Below are 17,051 nucleotides of genomic sequence, written 5' to 3'. Positions count from 1 at the left end.
CAGGCTATCGGGTCCGGATGCGGCGGGGAATCCCACCGGGCCCGCCGGGCCCGGGGGCCTCCGGTCAGAGGGCCTGGCGGCCTCCAGCCAGGGGCCCGGGGTTTCCGGTCAGGGACCGGTCAGGGTGCCTCCGTTTCGCCGAAACGGCGGTATCACGCCGCCGTGGAACCCGCCGTTTCGGCGAAACGGGGCGCCCGGTCCGGCACCCCGCGCACCGTACGCCGGAGATTGACGGACGGCACTAGGCTCGCGGCATGTCAGCTTCGGGGCGTGAGCAGCCGGTGACCACCAACCTGATCTGGGCTCCGGAAGAGGTACGGCTCGACATCAGCAAGGGGGTCCAGCCTCAGCAGGGCCCGCCGAGGCGGGTGCTGGGGGCGGCGATAACGGCCTTCGTCTTCGTCGGGCTGCCTGCCTTCGTCATCTTCACGGTGACCACCCTCCTGGCGCCGTCGGTGACCAACGAGGCAGGCGTCGGCCGGGTGGCCCTCTGGGCCGGGCAGGTGGCCCTGCTGGTGGCGGTCGGCGCGGCGATCGGTGCCTGGCGCACCCGCGAGGACAAGCCGCAGCCACCCACCACCACCTGGTCGATCGTGCGACGCCTGGGGTGGCACCTGCTGTCCACCGGCGCCTGCGCGGCGCTGGTGCTGGCGCTGCACGGGCTCGCCGTCGGCCAGATCCTCACCCTGGCCTTCCTGCTGGCCGGGGTGCTGCATCTGCTGCCGCTGGCGGTGGCCCGGTTGTTGACCAGGTCGGCCGGTCGGGATCGGGCGTCTTGAGCGACCCCGCGATCCCGACCGGCCGGATCCTTCAGCGCGCGGCGGCCAGCAGGGACTGCCAGGCGCCGTACCCGCCGAGCAGGTCGGACACGTCGGCCCGACCGGCGCTCCGCAGCAGGCTGGCCGCCACCGAGGAGCGGTAGCCGCCGGCGCAGTGCACCACGACCGGACGGTCGGTCGGCACCTCGTCGAGGCGGCGGGTCAACTCGGCCAGGGGGATGTGCAGGGAGCCCTCGACCGCGCCCTGCTCCCGCTCGCCGGCGTTGCGCACGTCGAGCACCACCGGCGGCTCGGGCCGCTCCAGGGCCTCCCGCAGGTCGGTCGCGGTGACCCGGCTGGCCCGGGTCATCTGGGCGATCATCTCCAGGAAGGCGGCCTCCGGCTCCCGCAGGTAGCCCAGCACCTGGTCGAACCCGATCCGGGCCAGGCGTACGACGATCTCCTCCTCGCGGTCCTGCGGCGCCACCACCAGGATCCGGTGCTCCGGGGCCAGGACGCTGCCGGCGGTCTCGGCGAACCGGCCGTCGGCGGGGATGTTGATCGCACCCCGGACATGCCCGGTGGCGAACTCCTGCGGGTCCCGGGTGTCGACCACCACGGCGCCCTCGGCGTGGGCCTGGGCGAACTCGGCCGTGGTGAGGGGGCGGGCCCCCCGGGTCGGGTCGAACAGCTCGCGGGCCTTGCGGTTGAGCACGGCGTCGAAGGCGAAGTAGCCGGGGGCGGCCGGTTGCCCGCCGGTGACCAGGGCGACGAACTGCTCCTCGCTCATCGGGGCGCAGGCGTAGTTGGTGCGGCGCTGCTCACCGATGGTGGACTGCCGTTCGGTGGAGAGGTTCTTGCCGCAGGCGGAACCGGCGCCGTGGGCCGGGAAGACCCGAACCTCGTCGGGCAGGCCCATCAGCTTGCGCTGGACGCTGTCGTAGAGCATCCGGCCCAACTCGTCGGCGGTCACCCCGAGGGAGGCGAGCAGGTCGGGGCGGCCGACGTCCCCGATGAACAGGGCGTCGCCGGTCAGCACCCCGTACGGCACCGGGTCCTCGGCACGCTCGTGGACCAGGATGCTGATCGACTCCGGGGTGTGACCCGGGGTCTCCATGATCTCCAGGGTGACCTCGCCCAGGCTGATCCGCTCCCCGTCGCGCAGCTTGCGGATCGGGTATTCCGTCTCGGCGCGATGGCCGTAGCCGATCCAGGCACCGGTCGCCGCCGCCACCTCCAGGTGACCGGCGAGGAAGTCGGCGTGGAAGTGGGTGTTGATCACCCCGTCGATGGTCAGGCCCCGGGCCCGCGCGTCGGCGAGGTACTCGTCGATGTCCCGGCGGGGGTCGACCAGCACGGCACGCTTGGTGCTCTCGTCGGCGATCAGGTACGACGCCTGGGACAGGCAATCCAGGTAGTACTGGGTGAACAGCATTTCTGGCGACTCCTTCGCAGTGATGACGGGCGATGACCGCTTCCCAATATATACCCCTGGGGGTATGCGTCGGGCGGTCGTGACCAACGCAACTCGATGACCGGTGGGGCTGAAAGACGAGGTCAGGGCCCGACAGGCGGCGGGGAGACCTCAGCGACGAGCTCGGGATCCCAGCAGCGTTCCCCGCACTGGTCGGCGTGCACCGCGAGGATGCGGGTGCCGGGCAACCGGCGCGCCAGCCGCGCCACACTCCGGCGGAGCTGGTCGCGGTGCTCGTCGGCGGAGACGGGATTACCGGCGCAGTCGGCGTGCCCGACGATGACCAGGGTGCCGCTGCCGTGGGCCCGCTGGGACACCGCCACCTTCTCCAGGACCGCGGTCAGGTGCGATTCCCCGGTGGCGGTCAACACCGCCGCGGGTCCCGGTTCGGTGATCGTGTCCAGGTAGTCGACATCGAGGTGTTCTCTCGCCCACTCCTCCAACGGACGCTGGATGCGCCCGTCGATGCAGGTGACGATCGTGGCGAAGCGCTGGGATTCGGTCATCGCTCCCGCCCGACCTCGGCACCGCCACCGACCCCCGCCAAGGCCGCCGTGGGGCTCCCGGCCGCCGCCAGGGCGGTGGGGATGTCGGGGTGCACCTGGCCCGCTTCGCTGACCGATCGCCACACCCCGGCGCGGTCCAGCAGGTCGCGCACCGGGCCCCGGACGGTGGCCAGGTGCAGGGCCACCCCGCGGGCGGCAGACCGCTCCCGCAGCTCCGCCAGGGCGGTCGCGCCGTCGGTGTCGACATCGGTGATCGCGCTGGCGTCCAACACCACGGCCACCAGACCCTCCCGCTGTTCGGCCAGGCCGAGCAGTTGGTCGGACAGCCGTTGGGCGTTGGCGAAGTAGAGCGGCCCGTCGACCCGGATGATCGCGTATCGCGGGTCGGTGAGCAGGCCGGTGAACCGCTGCACGTTGCGGTACCGGTCGGTGCCCGGCACCCGGCCGAGTTCGGCGGTGTGCGGCCGGGCGGAGCGCCACAGGAACACCCCCAGGCTGAAGGCCACCCCGGCGGCTAGCCCCGGTTCGACCCCGAGGATCAGGGTGACCAGGAAGGTCAGGCCCAGGGCCAGCCCGTCGGCACGGCGTACCCGCCAGGTGGTGGCCGCGCCCCTGCCGTCGACCAGACCCAGCACGGCGACCACGACGATCGCGGCGAGGACCGCCCGGGGCAGGTGGTGGAAGGCGGGGGTCAGCAGCAGGGCGGTGATCGCCACCATCGCCGCGGTCACCAGGGTCGCCACCGGGGTACGGGCCCCGGCGGAGAAGTTGACCGCGCTGCGGGAGAAGCCACCGGCCACCGGAAAGGCCTGGAACACGCCGGCGGCCACGTTCGCCGCACCCACCGCGACCAGTTCCTGGTCCGGGGCCACCTGCTGGCGGGACTTGGCGGCCAGGGTCTTGGCCACCGCGATGCCCTCCAGGTACGCCACCAGCGCGATGGCGATCGCCGCCGGCAGCAGCGCCTGAAGGTCCTGGCCGGACAGGCTGGGCAGCGCCGGTGCCGGCAGGCCCGCCGGAACGTCCGACAGGATCTTCACCCCCCCGCTCGCCGAGGGAGAACGCCGCGCTGACCGCGGTGATACCGGCCACCACCAGCAGGGCGCCGGGCAGTCGGGGTACGTACCGGCGCAGCAGCACCAGCGCGAGGACACTGACCAGGGACACCCCGATGGTCAGACCGTGGGCGGTGCCGGCGGAGTCCCACAGCGCCGCCACGGTCTGCCCGAAGGTGTCCGCCCGGCCCATGTTCAACCCGAACAGGTCCTTGACCTGGCTGGCGGCGATGACGATCGCCGCCGCCGAGGTGAACCCGGACAGCACCGGATGGGACATGAAGTTGACCAGCACCCCCAGCCGCAGCACTCCCAGCAGCAGTTGGATGGCACCGACCAGCAGGGCCAGCAGCGCGGCCAGGGCCGCGTACCGGGCCGGGTCACCCTCGGCCAGGGGAGCCAGCGCCGCGCCGGTCATCAGGGCGGTGATGGCCACCGGGCCCACGGCCAGGGAGCCGGAGGTACCCAGCAGGGCGTAGACCACCAGCGGCACGATCGAGGCGTACAGGCCGGTGACGGCCGGCATACCGGCCAGGGTGGCGTACGCCATGCTCTGCGGCACCAACATGACGGCCACGGTCAGACCGGCCACCAGGTCGTGCCGGAGGATGTTGCGGTCGTAGTGCCGCAACCAGCCGATCAGTGGCACCACCCGGGCCAGGCCGGTGTGATCCTGCCGGGGGTAGGTCGCACTCATGCCCGCAGCCCGGGCTCGCTGAGCCGGGCGATGGAGGCGTCGATGTCGCAGCCGGCACCCCGGTTGTAGGGCAGCTTCGTCAGCATCATGCCCATGGCGCAGGTGTTGGTCAGGGCGGCGAAGGTCAGACCGGCTCCGATGAAACCGGCCACGAACCGGGCCCCCGGCACCCAGATGCTGATCAGGATCGACAGCAGGACGATGCTGCCGGCCACCAGGCGCACCTGGCGCTCCAGGCCCCACCGCTCCCGACCCCGCTGCACCGGGCCGCCCGCGGTGATCCAGGCGTTCATCCCGCCGGTGACCACGGTGGCCGCAGGCAGTCCGGCGTTCACCAGCTTGGTGCAGGCCTGGCTGGCCCGGGCACCGGACTGGCAGATCAGCAGCATCCGGCCACCGGCGTCGTTGACGATCCGGCCCAGGTGCGCGTCGACCTGGTCGAGCGGCAGGTTGATCGAGCCGGGGACGTGAGCGCTGTCATATTCCCCGGGCGTACGCACGTCGACGATCAACGTGTCCGGGTTCTCGGCGATCAGCGCGCGGGCGGTGGCGACGTCGATGGCGGCTGAGGTGTTGCTGGCGGTCACGTGACTCTCCTCGATCAGTGGACTTGGATACCCCTGGGGGTATGTCGTAACCGAGTATGTCCGACGGAGGGCCGAGCGACAAATGCCTGGTGGTGGGCGGTGAAGCAGTTCGAGGGTATACCCCCGGGTGTACTGTTGGGCCCGCCGATCGAGAGGGGTGGACATGCAGGTCGACGAGAACGCCGTCGGTGACGTGATCAAGAGGCTGCGCCGCGCCGAGGGGCAGATCCGCGGGGTCATCGGGATGCTCGAAGACGGGCGGGACTGCGCCGAGGTGGTGACTCAGCTCGCCGCCGTGTCCCGGGCCCTGGACCGCGCTGGATTCAAGATCATTGCGAGTGGTCTTCAGCAGTGCGTCACCGCCGCCCCCGGCGAGGAACGCAAGGCAGACCTGGATCAGATGGAGAAGCTGTTCCTGTCCCTGGCCTGACAACTGCCGCCCGGGCGGGTCACTGCCGCATCACCCAGATCGGCAGAGGCTCGTCGGGGTGGCGGTCCTGACCTCGGTCGACTGCACAGCGTCGTACTGTGATCGCCCCGCCGCGACCGGTGGGGGCGTCGCACCGCCACGGCGGGGCCGGCTCACCGCCGACCCCGCCGTGTCCGGTCTCACCCCAGGCGGGCCTCGATGGCCTCGATGATGCGGGGACGCAGCTCGGCCGCGCGGATCACCGCGTCGACGGAGCCGACCTGCACCGCCCGGTGGATGTCGTGCACCCGGTCGAACTCCGCGGCCACCTCACCGAGCTTCTCCGCCCGTACCGCCGAGCGCAGCTCGTCGAGCTCCGCGGTCAAGGTGGCGCGTTCGGCACCGGCCGCGGCGGCCACCCGGGCCTGCAACTCCCGCACCCGGGCGTCGGCGGCGGTACGCGCGTCGACGTCGCGGGCGAACACCACCGCGGCGGCCGGCGCCCCACCCAGCACGGAGGCGAACGAGCCCTCCAGGGCCAACACGGTCATGTTGGGGTTCAACGCCTTGGAGAAGACCACGAAGGCGCCACCGTGGTACCGCGAGATCACACAGAACACGATCGGCCCACGGAAGTTCACGATCGCCCGACCGATCTCGGCGCCGTACTCCAGTTGCAGCTTGCGCATCGACTCCGGCGAGCCGTCGAAGCCGGACAGGTTGGCCAGCACCACCAGCGGCCGGTTGCCGCTGGCCGCGTTGATCGCCCGGGCGGCCTTCTTCGACGACCGGGGGAACAGGGTGCCGGCCGTGTAGGTGTCCGGGCCGTCGGTGGGCGGGAACCCGTGCCGGGGCACCGACCGCGACTCGATGCCGAGCAGACACACCGGGATGCCGCCGAGGTGGACGTCCTGCACCACCGCGGTCTCCGCGTCGGCCATCCCCGCCCAGCGTTCCAGCACCGGATGGTCCTGGTCGGACAGGGCCCGCATCACCGTACGGATGTCGAAGGGCTTCTTGCGGTCCGGGTTGGACTCGGCGGAGAAGATCTCGCCGACCGTGCTGAAGTCGCTGCCGGCCACCGAGTGCGGGAAGTCGGAGATGTCCCGGTCCACCGGGTCGGTGGTGTCCGTACGCCGAGGTGCCGACTCGCCCGGCGCGACATAGGTGTGGTCGTAGTGCGCCATCAGCACGTCGCGGGCGGCGGAAAGGTTGGGCGCCCAGTACTGCGCCTGCCCGTTCGGGCCCATCACCCGGTCGTAGCCACCGATGCCGAAGTTGTCCTCCGCGGAGACCCCGCCGGAGAAGTCCAGCGACTGCTTGCCGGTGAGCACCATCGCCGAATCCGGCGTCATCACCAGCACACCCTTGGTGTGCATGAGCATGGTGGCCTCGGCGTTCCAGTACGGCTGGGCGCCCACGTTGATGCCGGCCACCACGATGTTGATCTCGCCGCCGTCCTGGGTGAACTCGACGATCCGCTTGAGGGCCGCCGCCACCCAGTCCATGTTCTCCGTGCCCGAGGTCATCGAGATCCGGGCCCCGGCGGACAGGGCGTACCACTCCAACGGCACCTGCATCCGCTCGGCCAGATCCAGGGCGGCGATCACCCGCCGGCACTCCGGCTCCGACAGCGCGCCCAGGGCCTTGGTGGGGTCCCCGAGCAGGATGACCCGGGTGACGCCCTCGGGGTGCCGGGCGGTCTTCGTGTTGACCACACCGGCGACGATCGCCGCGCTGTTGCGGCCCTTGGGCCGGTCCACCGGCACCAGGGTGTGGGTCTCGTCGAGGTCGTACTCGACGAAGTCCCCGAGCAGCCGGGTCAGCTCGTACGGGTAGACGGTGTTGCGGCTGCTGGCCCGCAGCACCTTCAGCCGGTAGTCGTCCAGCGGCTCGATCGGCTCGACCGGCGGCTCGCCGACGGTCAGTTGCGCCCCACCGGTGGCGTCGAAGGTGATCCGGATCCCGACCTTGGTCAACTTGCCGGTGGCCCGGTCCTGCTGCCGGGCGATGAACAGGATCTCCTCCAACCCGGCGCCCGCGGTCGTCGGGCGTACCCGCCCGGCGATCATCTCCATCTCGGCCCGGGTCAGGCCGCTCGGCGGCCACACGTAGATCACGATGCGGTTGGTGGGGAAGCGGTTCTTCGAGGGCCGCAGGGACCGGGCCCGGCGGATCGAGTCCAGGCAGGCCGCCACCGCGTCCTCCGTGGTCGGCAGCGCGACCAGCCGACCGTCGTGGTCCCGCAGCTCGGTCAGGTCCCGCACCTGAGCGAAGGCCACCAGTCGGTCGTCGGAGGGGTTCTCCCGGGCCACGCACTGGAACAGGTAGACCTCCTCGTCCGCCGAGGGCAGCCGGGTCAGGTCGAACTTGTGCAGCCGCTCCAACTGCATCCGCTGCGCGATGTACGGGTGCAGGCCCCGGATCAATCGCTCCTCGGCCATCCCGCCGTCCGCCGGACGGAAGGTGAAGTGGTGGTGCATGACCGCCCCGCCGCTGCCGGCGACCGTGGTGGTCAGCCGAAGTACCTGCGGGGGCAGGGGCTGCGCGTTGATGACCGCGAGCAGCGCCTGCGCCATCGCATCGAAGTCCTCCGGCTGGTTCTCCCAGGCCAGATAGATGTCGGCGTTGACGGCCTTCTCGTCGACGGCCAGCTCGGCCAGCCCGCGCAGCGCGTCGCCGAAGGCCTCGAAGCCCACCGCGGCGGACACCAGGGAGGAGTCGGCCCGCTCGGCGACCACGAAGGTGCAGCCGGCCGCCGGGCGGGTGCGGACCCCGATGAGCTGCTTGTTGCCGTAGTAACGCCGGGTCAGCACCTCCAGCATCACGGTGTTGTCGAAGCGGTCGCGCAGCAGCCGCTGACCTAGCAGCCGGACCAGGGGTTCGGTGCTGCGTACCATCGCGGCCACCCGCTCGGCCCGGTCCGGGGCGTCCGGCTGGGCATCCAGGTGGCGCAGGTGCTTGCGGACCTCGGCGTAGACCCGGGCCCGGTTGCGGCGCAGCAGCGGCTGGGCGAACCAGGCGAAGACCACCCCCCGGGCCAGGTCGGCGATCACCGGGAAGCGGACCTGGGTGGCGGCCAGCAGCCGCTCCAGGGCCAGGCCCACCGGCTCGCGCAGGGCCTCCTCCGGCGGCGGCTCCGGCAACCAGGCGCGCAGCAGCGCGGTGACGACCGCGGCGTCGGCGGTGGCCCGCTGCTGGGCCAGGAAGATCCGGAAGACTGCGGCCTCGACCTCGGCGCAGCGGTCCAGTTCGGTCACCCCGTAGTGCCCGAGGGCCCGGGCCAGCTTGGCCTGGAAGGTGGCCGGCAGGCCGGCCCGTTCGACATCCAGGCTCTGCAGATAGGTGTGGAAGTACTCCCGGTCGCTGTGCACGTGGGCACTGCCACCGTCCTCACCGGTGGGCCGGTTGCGGCTCAGTTCGGCCAGGTCGGCGAAGACGTTGAGCAGGTCGAGTTCCTCGGCCAGCGGCCGGTGCCCGTCCTCGGTGGCCGCCTGCCGGGCCAGCAGGTAGTCGTCGAGCACCCGCCGGTCGTCGTGCGGGTCCACATCGAAGCCGAGCAGCAGACCCCGCAGGTCCTCCTGGCCGCGTCGGGTGCGCTCCAGCACCGGGACCTGCTCGGGGGCGGCCGGCAGGTCCAACTCGACGGCCGAGGCGGCCGGGTCCTCACCGGCCTCGGCCTCACCGTCGCCGATCGGGTCCAGCCGCAGCAGGGGGGTGCCCGCCTCCACCTGGTTGCCGACCGCTACCGCGCATTCCCGCAGCCGGGCCCGGAACGGCGCCCGCAGCACGGTCTCCATCTTCATGGCTTCCAGCACCAGGACCGGCGCCCCGGCCTCGACCTCCGCGCCGACCGCCAGGGGGGTGGCGACGACCAGGGCGGGCATGGGCGCCCGCAGCACCCCACCCTCGTCGCGGCTGACCCGGTGGGTCACCCCGTCCACCTCGACCAGGTGGATCGGCCCGTGGGTGGCGGTGAGCAGCCGGTGCTGGGCCCCGTTGACGACGATCTGTCCGGTGTGCCGATCGAAACGGTCCAGTTCGACATCCGCGGTACGGACCTCGCCGCCGGTCTCGATCCCCACCCGGAACCGGTGCGCCCCGGTGCGGGCCACCCGCATCCGGTAGCCGACCCCGCGCAGTTTCAGGTCCAGGGGTCGGCCGCCGACATGCTGCACCTGAGGGCGCCCACCGGCCGCGGTGGCCAGCAGCCGGTGCCGCTCGTCGCGCTCCTCTTCCTCGTACGACTCGATGGCGGCGGCGGCCAGGGCGACCGCGGAGTGCCGGTGCCCGACGAGTTCGCCGTCGGCCCGCACCCGGTCGATCCAGCCGGTGTCCGCGCTGGCGTCGATGACCTCGGGCCGGTCGAGCAGGTCGAGCACGAAGCTCTTGTTGGTCGCGCCCCCCTCGATGATCACCGTGGTCTCGGTCATCGCCCGGCGGAGTCGACCCAGGGCCTCGTCGCGGTCCCGACCGTAGGCGATGATCTTCGCGATCATCGAGTCGAAGTCGGCCGGGATGGTGTCACCTTCGCTGATGCCGGTGTCCACCCGGATGCCCGGTCCGGCGGGCAGGTCCAGTCGGGCCACCCGGCCGGGGGAGGGGGCGAAGTCCCGGTCGGGGTCCTCGGCGTTGAGTCGGGCCTCGATGGCGTGCCCCCGCTCGACGGGCGGCTCACCTTCCAGTCGCCGACCCGCGGCCACCCACAGTTGCGCCTTGACCAGGTCGAAACCGGTGGTGGACTCCGTGATCGGGTGCTCCACCTGGAGCCGGGTGTTGACCTCCAGGAAGGCGAACAGCCGGTCGCCGGGGTGGTAGAGGAACTCGACCGTCGCCGCCCCCCGGTAGCCGACGGCCAGCGCCAGTCGCTCGGCCGAGGACTTGAGCTCGGCGGTCTGCTCCGGGCTGAGCACCGGGGAGGCCGACTCCTCGATGATCTTCTGGTTGCGGCGCTGCACCGAACAGTCGCGTACCCCCAGGGCCCAGGCGGTGCCCTGACCGTCCGCGATCACCTGGACCTCGACGTGCCGGGCGCCGGTGACCAGGCGCTCCAGGAACACCACTCCGCTGCCGAAGGCCCGCGCCGCCTCCTGGCTGGTGCGCTCGTACGCCTCGGCCAGCTCGGCCTCGCTGGTGATCACTCGGATGCCGCGCCCGCCACCGCCCGCGGTCGCCTTGAGCATCAGCGGGTAACCGATCTCGGCGGCGGCGGCCCGCGCGGCGTTGAGGTTCTCGACCGCGCCCCGGCTCCACGGGGCCACCGGCACCCCGACCTGCTCGGCGATCAGCTTGGCGCCGATCTTGTCGCCGAGCTGGCGCATCGCCTCCGGGCTGGGCCCGATGAAGGTGACCCCGATCTTCTCGCACAACTCAGCGAAGGCCGGATCCTCGGCGACGAAGCCCCAACCGACCCACGCCGCGTCGGTGCCGGTAGCCAGCAGGGCGCGCTCCAGGGTGGCCAGGTTCAGGTACGGCCGGGCGGAGGCAGGGCCCAGCTCATAGGCCAGGTCCGCTTCCCGTACGAAGGTGGCGGTGCGGTCCACATCCGTGTAGAGGGCGACGGTCTCGATCCGTGTCCCGGTCTGCGCAGCCAGTTCTCGGGCCGCGTGAATGAGCCGCATGGCGGCCTCACCACGGTTGACGATGGCGATACGGCTGAACACCCGATCGACCCCTCCGGTAGATCCTGTGACGAACGAGGCGGCAGGACGGCGGCCCCGGCAGTGAACACTGTTCTGCCTGAGAACGGGTCGCGCCATGCCGTAACCGCCGAACCCTGCGCGGCCGGATTGTAGGAACCACACAAAACCTTTTGGTGTCTTCACCTCACCTGCGCGATACCGTCATCGACCCCCATCTCGACGGTAAAGGCCCGGTGCGGTGTGCCGCACCCGCGTGCTTGCTGGGCAACCACTCGGCATCGTGGCACGATTTCGCGGGTGACCGGCAGAGCCTCGGCCGAGCAGCTGAAGGATCTGGCGCGGCTGCGTCGGGTCCGGGATCGCATCGACCGCGAGTACGCCCAGCCCCTCGACGTCGAGGCGCTGGCCCGTGGGGTGAACATGTCCGCCGGTCACCTCAGCCGCCAGTTCCGCCTGGCCTACGGGGAATCGCCGTACGCCTATCTGATGACCCGGCGCATCGAGCGGGCGATGGCGCTGTTGCGGCGCGGCGATCTGACGGTCACCGAGGTATGTTTCACGGTCGGTTGTGGGTCGTTGGGTACCTTCAGCACCCGGTTCACCGAGCTGGTCGGGGTACCGCCCAGCATCTACCGGCGGCAGGCGCGCACGAGGGCGGCCGAGATGCCCGGGTGCGTGTCGCGGCAGGTGACCCGGCCGATCAGGATTCGAGAAGCGTCGACGGAACGGCCGCGGCTAGCGTGACCGGCGAACGCTCACGGGGATGGAGAAGACGATGACCAGGACCACGAGCGCCGGGACCCCCTCGGCGCACGTCGCCGACAGCCATGACCTGATCCGGGTGCACGGCGCGCGGGAGAACAACCTCAAGGACGTCAGCATCGAGATCCCCAAGCGTCGGCTGACGGTCTTCACCGGGGTCTCCGGGTCGGGCAAGAGTTCCCTGGTCTTCGGCACCATCGCGGCCGAGTCGCAGCGGCTGATCAACGAGACCTACAGCGCCTTCGTGCAGGGCTTCATGCCGACCCAGGCGCGGCCCGAGGTCGACGTGCTCGACGGGCTGACCACCGCGATCATCGTCGACCAGGAACGGATGGGTGCCAACTCCCGCTCGACGGTCGGCACGGTCACCGATGTCAACGCCATGCTGCGGATCCTGTTCAGCCGACTGGGTCAGCCGCACATCGGCTCGCCGCAGGCCTTCTCCTTCAATGTCGCCTCGGTCAGCGGGGCGGGTGCGATCACCCTGGAACGCGGCGGCACCACGACGAAGGAACGCCGCAGCTTCAGCGTCACCGGCGGCATGTGCCCACGGTGCGAGGGGATGGGCCGGGTCAGCGACTTCGACCTGTCCGCGCTCTACGACGACAGCAGATCCCTCAACGAGGGCGCCCTGACCATTCCCGGCTACAGCGCGGACGGCTGGTACGTCCGCATCTTCAGCGGCAGCGGCTTCTTCGACCCGGACAAGCCGATCCGCGCCTTCACCAAGCGCGAGCTCAACGACCTCCTCTACAAAGAACCGACCAAGATCAAGGTCGACAGCATCAATGTGACCTACGAGGGGTTGATCCCCCGGATCCAGAAGTCCTTCCTGTCCAAGGACCGGGAGGCGATGCAGCCGCACATCCGCGCCTTCGTCGACCGGGCGATCACCTTCGCCACCTGCCCGGACTGCGGTGGCACCCGGCTCAGCGAACTGGCCCGTTCCTCGAAGATCGACGGGCGCAACATCGCGGACCTCTGCGCGATGCAGATCAGCGACCTGGCCGAGTGGGTGCGGTCGTGCAACGATCCGAGCGTGGCGCCGCTGCTGGCCTCGCTGCGGCACACCCTCGACTCCTTCGTGGAGATCGGGCTCGGCTACCTCTCCCTGGACCGCCCCTCGGGCACCCTCTCCGGCGGCGAGGCCCAACGCACCAAGATGATCCGGCACCTGGGCTCCTCGCTGACCGATGTCACCTACGTCTTCGACGAGCCGACCGTCGGGCTGCACCCGCACGACATCGCCCGGATGAACGACCTGCTGCTGCGGCTGCGGGACAAGGGCAACACCGTACTGGTGGTGGAGCACAAGCCGGAGATGATCGCGATCGCCGACCATGTGGTCGACCTGGGCCCCGGGGCGGGTACGGCCGGCGGCTCGGTCTGTTTCGAGGGCACCGTCGAGGGTCTGCGGGCCAGTGACACCCTGACCGGACGGCACCTCGACGACCGGGCCACCCTCAAGGAGAAGGTGCGTACCCCCACCGGGGCGCTGGAGGTCCGGGACGCGGCCACCCACAACCTGCGCGACGTCGATGTCGACATCCCGCTGGGGGTGCTGGTCGTGGTCACCGGGGTGGCCGGCTCCGGCAAGAGTTCCCTGATCCACGGCTCGGTGGCCGGACGCGACGGGGTGGTGGCGGTGGACCAGACCGCGATCCGTGGCTCCCGGCGAAGCAACCCGGCGACCTACACCGGCCTGCTGGAACCCATCCGCAAGGCCTTCGCCAAGGCCAACGGGGTCAAGCCGGCCCTGTTCAGCGCCAACTCCGAGGGCGCCTGCCCGACCTGCAACGGGGCCGGGGTCATCTACACCGACCTGGCCATGATGGCCGGTGTCGCCACCACCTGCGAGGACTGCGAGGGCAAGCGGTTCCAGCCCGCCGTGCTGGAATACCACCTGGGCGGGCGCAACATCAGCGAGGTGCTGGCCATGTCCGTCACCGAGGCCGAGGCTTTCTTCGGCGAGGGGGCGGCCCGTACCCCGGCGGCGCACGCCATCCTCACCCGGCTGGCGGATGTGGGGCTCGGTTACCTGAGCCTGGGGCAGCCGCTGACCACCCTCTCCGGTGGTGAACGGCAGCGGCTGAAGCTGGCCACCCACATGGCCGACAAGGGTGGCGTCTACGTTCTCGACGAGCCGACCACCGGCCTGCACCTGGCCGACGTCGAGCACCTGCTGGGGCTGCTCGACCGGCTGGTCGACGCCGGCAAGTCGGTGATCGTCATCGAGCACCACCAGGCGGTCATGGCCCACGCCGACTGGATCATCGACCTCGGTCCGGGGGCCGGGCACGACGGCGGCCGGATCGTCTTCGAGGGCACCCCGGCCGACCTGGTCGCCGCCCGATCCACCGTCACCGGTGAGCACCTGGCCGGCTATGTGGGCCGGTGAGGAAGCGGTCAGGATTCGAGAAGCCGCACCGGTCCGGGCGCGATTAGCGTGACCAGCATGAACATCACCATCCATGCCAGCTTCCTGCCGCACACCGACCCGGAGGCGGCACTGGCCTTCTACCGCGACATCCTCGGTTTCGAGGTCCGCCTGGACGTGGGGCACGGCGGGATGCGCTGGCTGACGGTCGGTCCCCCCGGCCAGCCCGACACCTCCATCGTCCTGACCCCGCCGGCGGTCGACCCCGGCATCACCTCGGATGAGCGCGCCACCATCGCCGAGATGATGGCCAAGGGCACCTACGCCGGCCTCCTGCTGGCCACCCCGGAACTGGACGAGACCTTCGACCGGCTCCAGGCCGCCGGGGTGGAGGTGGTCCAGGAACCGACCGACCAGCCGTACGGGTTGCGGGACTGCGCCGTACGCGACCCCTCCGGCAACCTGATCCGCCTCCAACAGCTGCCCTGAACTCCGCCACCACCAGGGGTGGGCACGGGGGGTGGTTAGGCTGCGGGCATGGAGGTCGGCGAGCAGGGGCGGTGGCTGGCGGGGTCGCTGGCGCAGCGGGTCGACCGGCTGGCCTTCACCGACCTGACCACCGACCAGGTCACCGCCCGGCTGGTCGACACCGTGGTCGGCTGGGCACGTGAGCAGGGTTGGCGGGTCTACCGTCGGGCCCCCAGCGTGCTGCCGCTGCCGCCGCCGATGTCGGCCCAGCAGTCCGTGCTCGATGTGGCCTGCGCCCGCCCCGACGGGCCGCCGGTCGTCCTCGAGGTCGACCACGGCACCCGCCGCCGTACCTGGGAGAAGCTGCTGGCCGAGGCGGAGGCCGGGCGGATTCCCCTCTGGCTGCGCTGGGGCACCGGCCGGTTCACCCCACCCCCGCCCTCGATCCAGATGGTGACCTGCGAGGTCACCGTCCGGTCGGAGCCGGCCGGGCGGGGCCGGTTGCACACCCGGCTGCCCCGGGCCGAGAAGCAGCCACCGGCCCACTCCGCCCTACGGCTGGATGGGCCGGCGGCGATCGAACTGCCGCTGCCGACGATCGGGTCGACGGGCGGACCGCCCGCCCGGCCGGGTCATCCCGACTGAGTCGTTGCCGTACCATCGGGCTGATTTCCTACCTGGGCGGTGCGGAGGCCGCATGGACGAGGTGACCCTCGGGGCGCTCCGCCTCCTTGAGGAGGCGCAGGCCGGTGCTGCGGCGCAGGTGCTGACGGCCGCGGAGGCGGCGCTTCGCGAACCGACCGGACAGCTCAGCGACGGTCCGGCGGCGATGCACTTCGCCCGGGTCGTGGCGCTGACCCGGCTGGGTGAACTGCGCGCCGCGATCGACGCCACCGACCTGATGCTGGCCGCGGCCGACCGGGAGGGCAGCGCCGGATGGCGTTCCTGCGCCCTGTCGCTGCGGGCGACCCGACGGCTGCGCCTGGGCGGCCAGAACATCGCCGAGTACGACATCGAGGCGGTGCTGCGGGACCTGGTCAGCGCCCAGACCGCCCTGCTGGCCGACGAACCCAACCCGGTGATCGTGGGCAACGCGCACACCGGAATCGCGATCGGCTACGCCCAGCTTCGCCTGTACGAGTTGGCCGCACCCCAGTTCGAGGCGGCCTACGAGGCGACCCGACGAGAGTCCTATCCGGACAACGGCAACCGGGCGATGTGGCTGTGCAACCTGGCCGAACTCAACCTGATCTGGGCCCTGGAGCTGTACCAGGTCGGTCAGGTGGCCGAGGCGGAACGGCACACCGGCGCGGCGGAGGAGTACGCGATTCGGGCCGCCGCCGAGGCCTCCGGCCCCAAGGCGGAGGTGTGGCGGCTCTCCGCCCTGCTGTACGCGGCCTGCTCCCGTGCCGACCGTCAGGACCCGGCCGGTGCGGCTGCCGACATCCCCCGCTACACCGAGCTGCTGCGCATCCACGGGGTGTCCGAGCAGCATCAGGAGATCCTGCTGTGCCGGCCCTTCCACGCGGTGGCCCTGCGCCGATCGGGGCGACCCGAGCAGGCTCTACGGGTCATCGAGGAGGCCGTCACCCTGCTGTCGGCGGAGACCGACTGGCTGATCTCGGCCGCGGTGCACCGTACCCACGCGGTGCTGCTGGCGGCGACCGGCTCGCCCGGTGCCCGGCCGGGGCTGACCTACGGCGACGCCCTGGCCGAGTTGCTGTGGCGGCAACGGAATCACTGGCTGCACACCGCGATGACGATGCAGGCCTACGATGCGCTGCGCTGGCAGCACGAGCAGGCCGAGCGGGCGGCGCGGACCGACCCCCTGACCGGGGTGGCCAACCGGCGGGGGCTGGACCGGTTCCTGCGTGAGCTGACCGATCCCGACCTGGCCGACCGCCCGGTGGCCGTGCTGGCGGTGGACATCGACCGGTTCAAGCACATAAACGATTCCCTGGGCCACGCCACCGGTGACGAGGTGCTGCGGGCGGTGGCGGACCTGCTCACCGCCAGCGTCCGGCCGGGCGACTTCGTGGCACGGTTGGGCGGCGACGAGTTCGTCGCCATCCTGCCGGGCGCGGATGCCGCACTGGCCCGGCAGGTGGGCCTGCGGACGGTGGCCGCCGTCGGCGGCCTGACCGCCTGGCCGGTACGGGTCAGCGTGGGGGTCGCCCACGGTCCGGCGTACTGCCTGGAGCAGGCCCTCAGCGTCGCCGACCAGGCGATGTACGCCGCCAAGCGCGCGGGTGGCAATCAGGCCAGCTGCCTGGCGGCGGAGTTGCCCGGCTGCGCCCCGGCGGCCGCCGACTGACC

At 71.5% G+C, this 17,051-nt stretch carries 12 protein-coding genes and 1 pseudogene; 7 read left to right on the top strand and 6 right to left on the bottom strand.

The genetic code is table 11. The features are described from left to right. The first annotated feature begins 254 nt into the window (after positions 1-254). The gene (locus OIE53_RS13705) at positions 255-779 is read left to right on the top strand and encodes a hypothetical protein (protein ID WP_327026992.1); all 525 of its coding nucleotides are present in this window, start codon (positions 255-257) and stop codon (positions 777-779) included. A 31-nt stretch (positions 780-810) separates the two neighbouring features. Here the strand turns inward: OIE53_RS13705 and OIE53_RS13700 are convergent, their stop codons facing one another. From OIE53_RS13700 to OIE53_RS13680, 5 genes and pseudogenes are all read right to left on the bottom strand, one after another. Continuing rightward, positions 811-2,193: a rhodanese-like domain-containing protein gene (locus OIE53_RS13700; protein WP_327026991.1), complete on the bottom strand. Its 1,383-nt coding sequence runs from the start codon at positions 2,191-2,193 to the stop codon at positions 811-813. 122 nt (positions 2,194-2,315) lie between these two features. Further along, a complete protein-coding gene (locus OIE53_RS13695; RefSeq protein ID WP_327026989.1) occupies positions 2,316-2,738 on the bottom strand; it encodes a carbonic anhydrase in 423 nt (140 codons plus the stop codon). Then, positions 2,735-3,778, bottom strand: a complete 1,044-nt coding sequence (locus OIE53_RS13690) for a SulP family inorganic anion transporter (protein ID WP_327026988.1) — start codon at positions 3,776-3,778, stop codon at positions 2,735-2,737. Before OIE53_RS13690 ends, OIE53_RS13695 begins: the two co-directional genes overlap by 4 nt. Before the next feature lie 67 nt (positions 3,779-3,845). Continuing rightward, a pseudogene (locus tag OIE53_RS28480) lies at positions 3,846-4,343 on the bottom strand (SulP family inorganic anion transporter); the annotation flags it as partial. Positions 4,344-4,486: 143 nt separating this feature from the next. Then, the gene (locus OIE53_RS13680; RefSeq protein WP_327026986.1) at positions 4,487-5,077 is read right to left on the bottom strand and encodes a rhodanese-like domain-containing protein; all 591 of its coding nucleotides are present in this window, start codon (positions 5,075-5,077) and stop codon (positions 4,487-4,489) included. Between the two features lie 163 nt (positions 5,078-5,240). On the opposite strand from OIE53_RS13680, the gene OIE53_RS13675 reads away from it, so the two are divergent. Further along, complete coding sequence (locus OIE53_RS13675; RefSeq protein ID WP_327026985.1) at positions 5,241-5,507, top strand: metal-sensitive transcriptional regulator; 267 nt, start codon at positions 5,241-5,243, stop codon at positions 5,505-5,507. A 179-nt stretch (positions 5,508-5,686) separates the two neighbouring features. Here OIE53_RS13675 and OIE53_RS13670 read toward each other — a convergent pair whose 3' ends face one another. Further along, positions 5,687-11,149 (bottom strand): ATP-binding protein, encoded by a 5,463-nt coding sequence (locus OIE53_RS13670; RefSeq protein ID WP_327026984.1) that lies wholly within the window; start codon positions 11,147-11,149, stop codon positions 5,687-5,689. Positions 11,150-11,425: 276 nt separating this feature from the next. Here OIE53_RS13670 and OIE53_RS13665 point away from each other — a divergent pair, with 276 nt between their 5' ends. From OIE53_RS13665 to OIE53_RS13645, 5 genes are read left to right on the top strand one after another with little or no spacing between them, the layout of a single operon-like run. Beyond that, on the top strand, positions 11,426-11,872 hold the full coding sequence (locus tag OIE53_RS13665; protein WP_327026982.1) for a helix-turn-helix transcriptional regulator: 447 nt from the start codon (positions 11,426-11,428) through the stop codon (positions 11,870-11,872). Between the two features lie 31 nt (positions 11,873-11,903). After that, positions 11,904-14,288, top strand: coding sequence for an excinuclease ABC subunit UvrA (locus tag OIE53_RS13660; protein ID WP_327026981.1), 2,385 nt, complete (start codon positions 11,904-11,906; stop codon positions 14,286-14,288). Positions 14,289-14,345: 57 nt separating this feature from the next. Beyond that, positions 14,346-14,756, top strand: a complete 411-nt coding sequence (locus OIE53_RS13655) for a VOC family protein (protein WP_327026980.1) — start codon at positions 14,346-14,348, stop codon at positions 14,754-14,756. A gap of 48 nt (positions 14,757-14,804) precedes the next feature. Further along, positions 14,805-15,380, top strand: a complete 576-nt coding sequence (locus tag OIE53_RS13650; protein ID WP_327026979.1) for a hypothetical protein — start codon at positions 14,805-14,807, stop codon at positions 15,378-15,380. A gap of 52 nt (positions 15,381-15,432) precedes the next feature. Beyond that, on the top strand, positions 15,433-17,049 hold the full coding sequence (locus tag OIE53_RS13645) for a GGDEF domain-containing protein (protein WP_327026978.1): 1,617 nt from the start codon (positions 15,433-15,435) through the stop codon (positions 17,047-17,049). Positions 17,050-17,051: the final 2 nt, after the last annotated feature.

Origin of the sequence: Micromonospora sp. NBC_01739, assembly GCF_035920385.1 — a bacterium.
Taxonomy (GTDB): Bacteria; Actinomycetota; Actinomycetes; order Mycobacteriales; family Micromonosporaceae; genus Micromonospora.
Note: the sequence above shows the minus strand (reverse complement) of the source record. Positions and strands in the feature narration are given on the sequence as shown.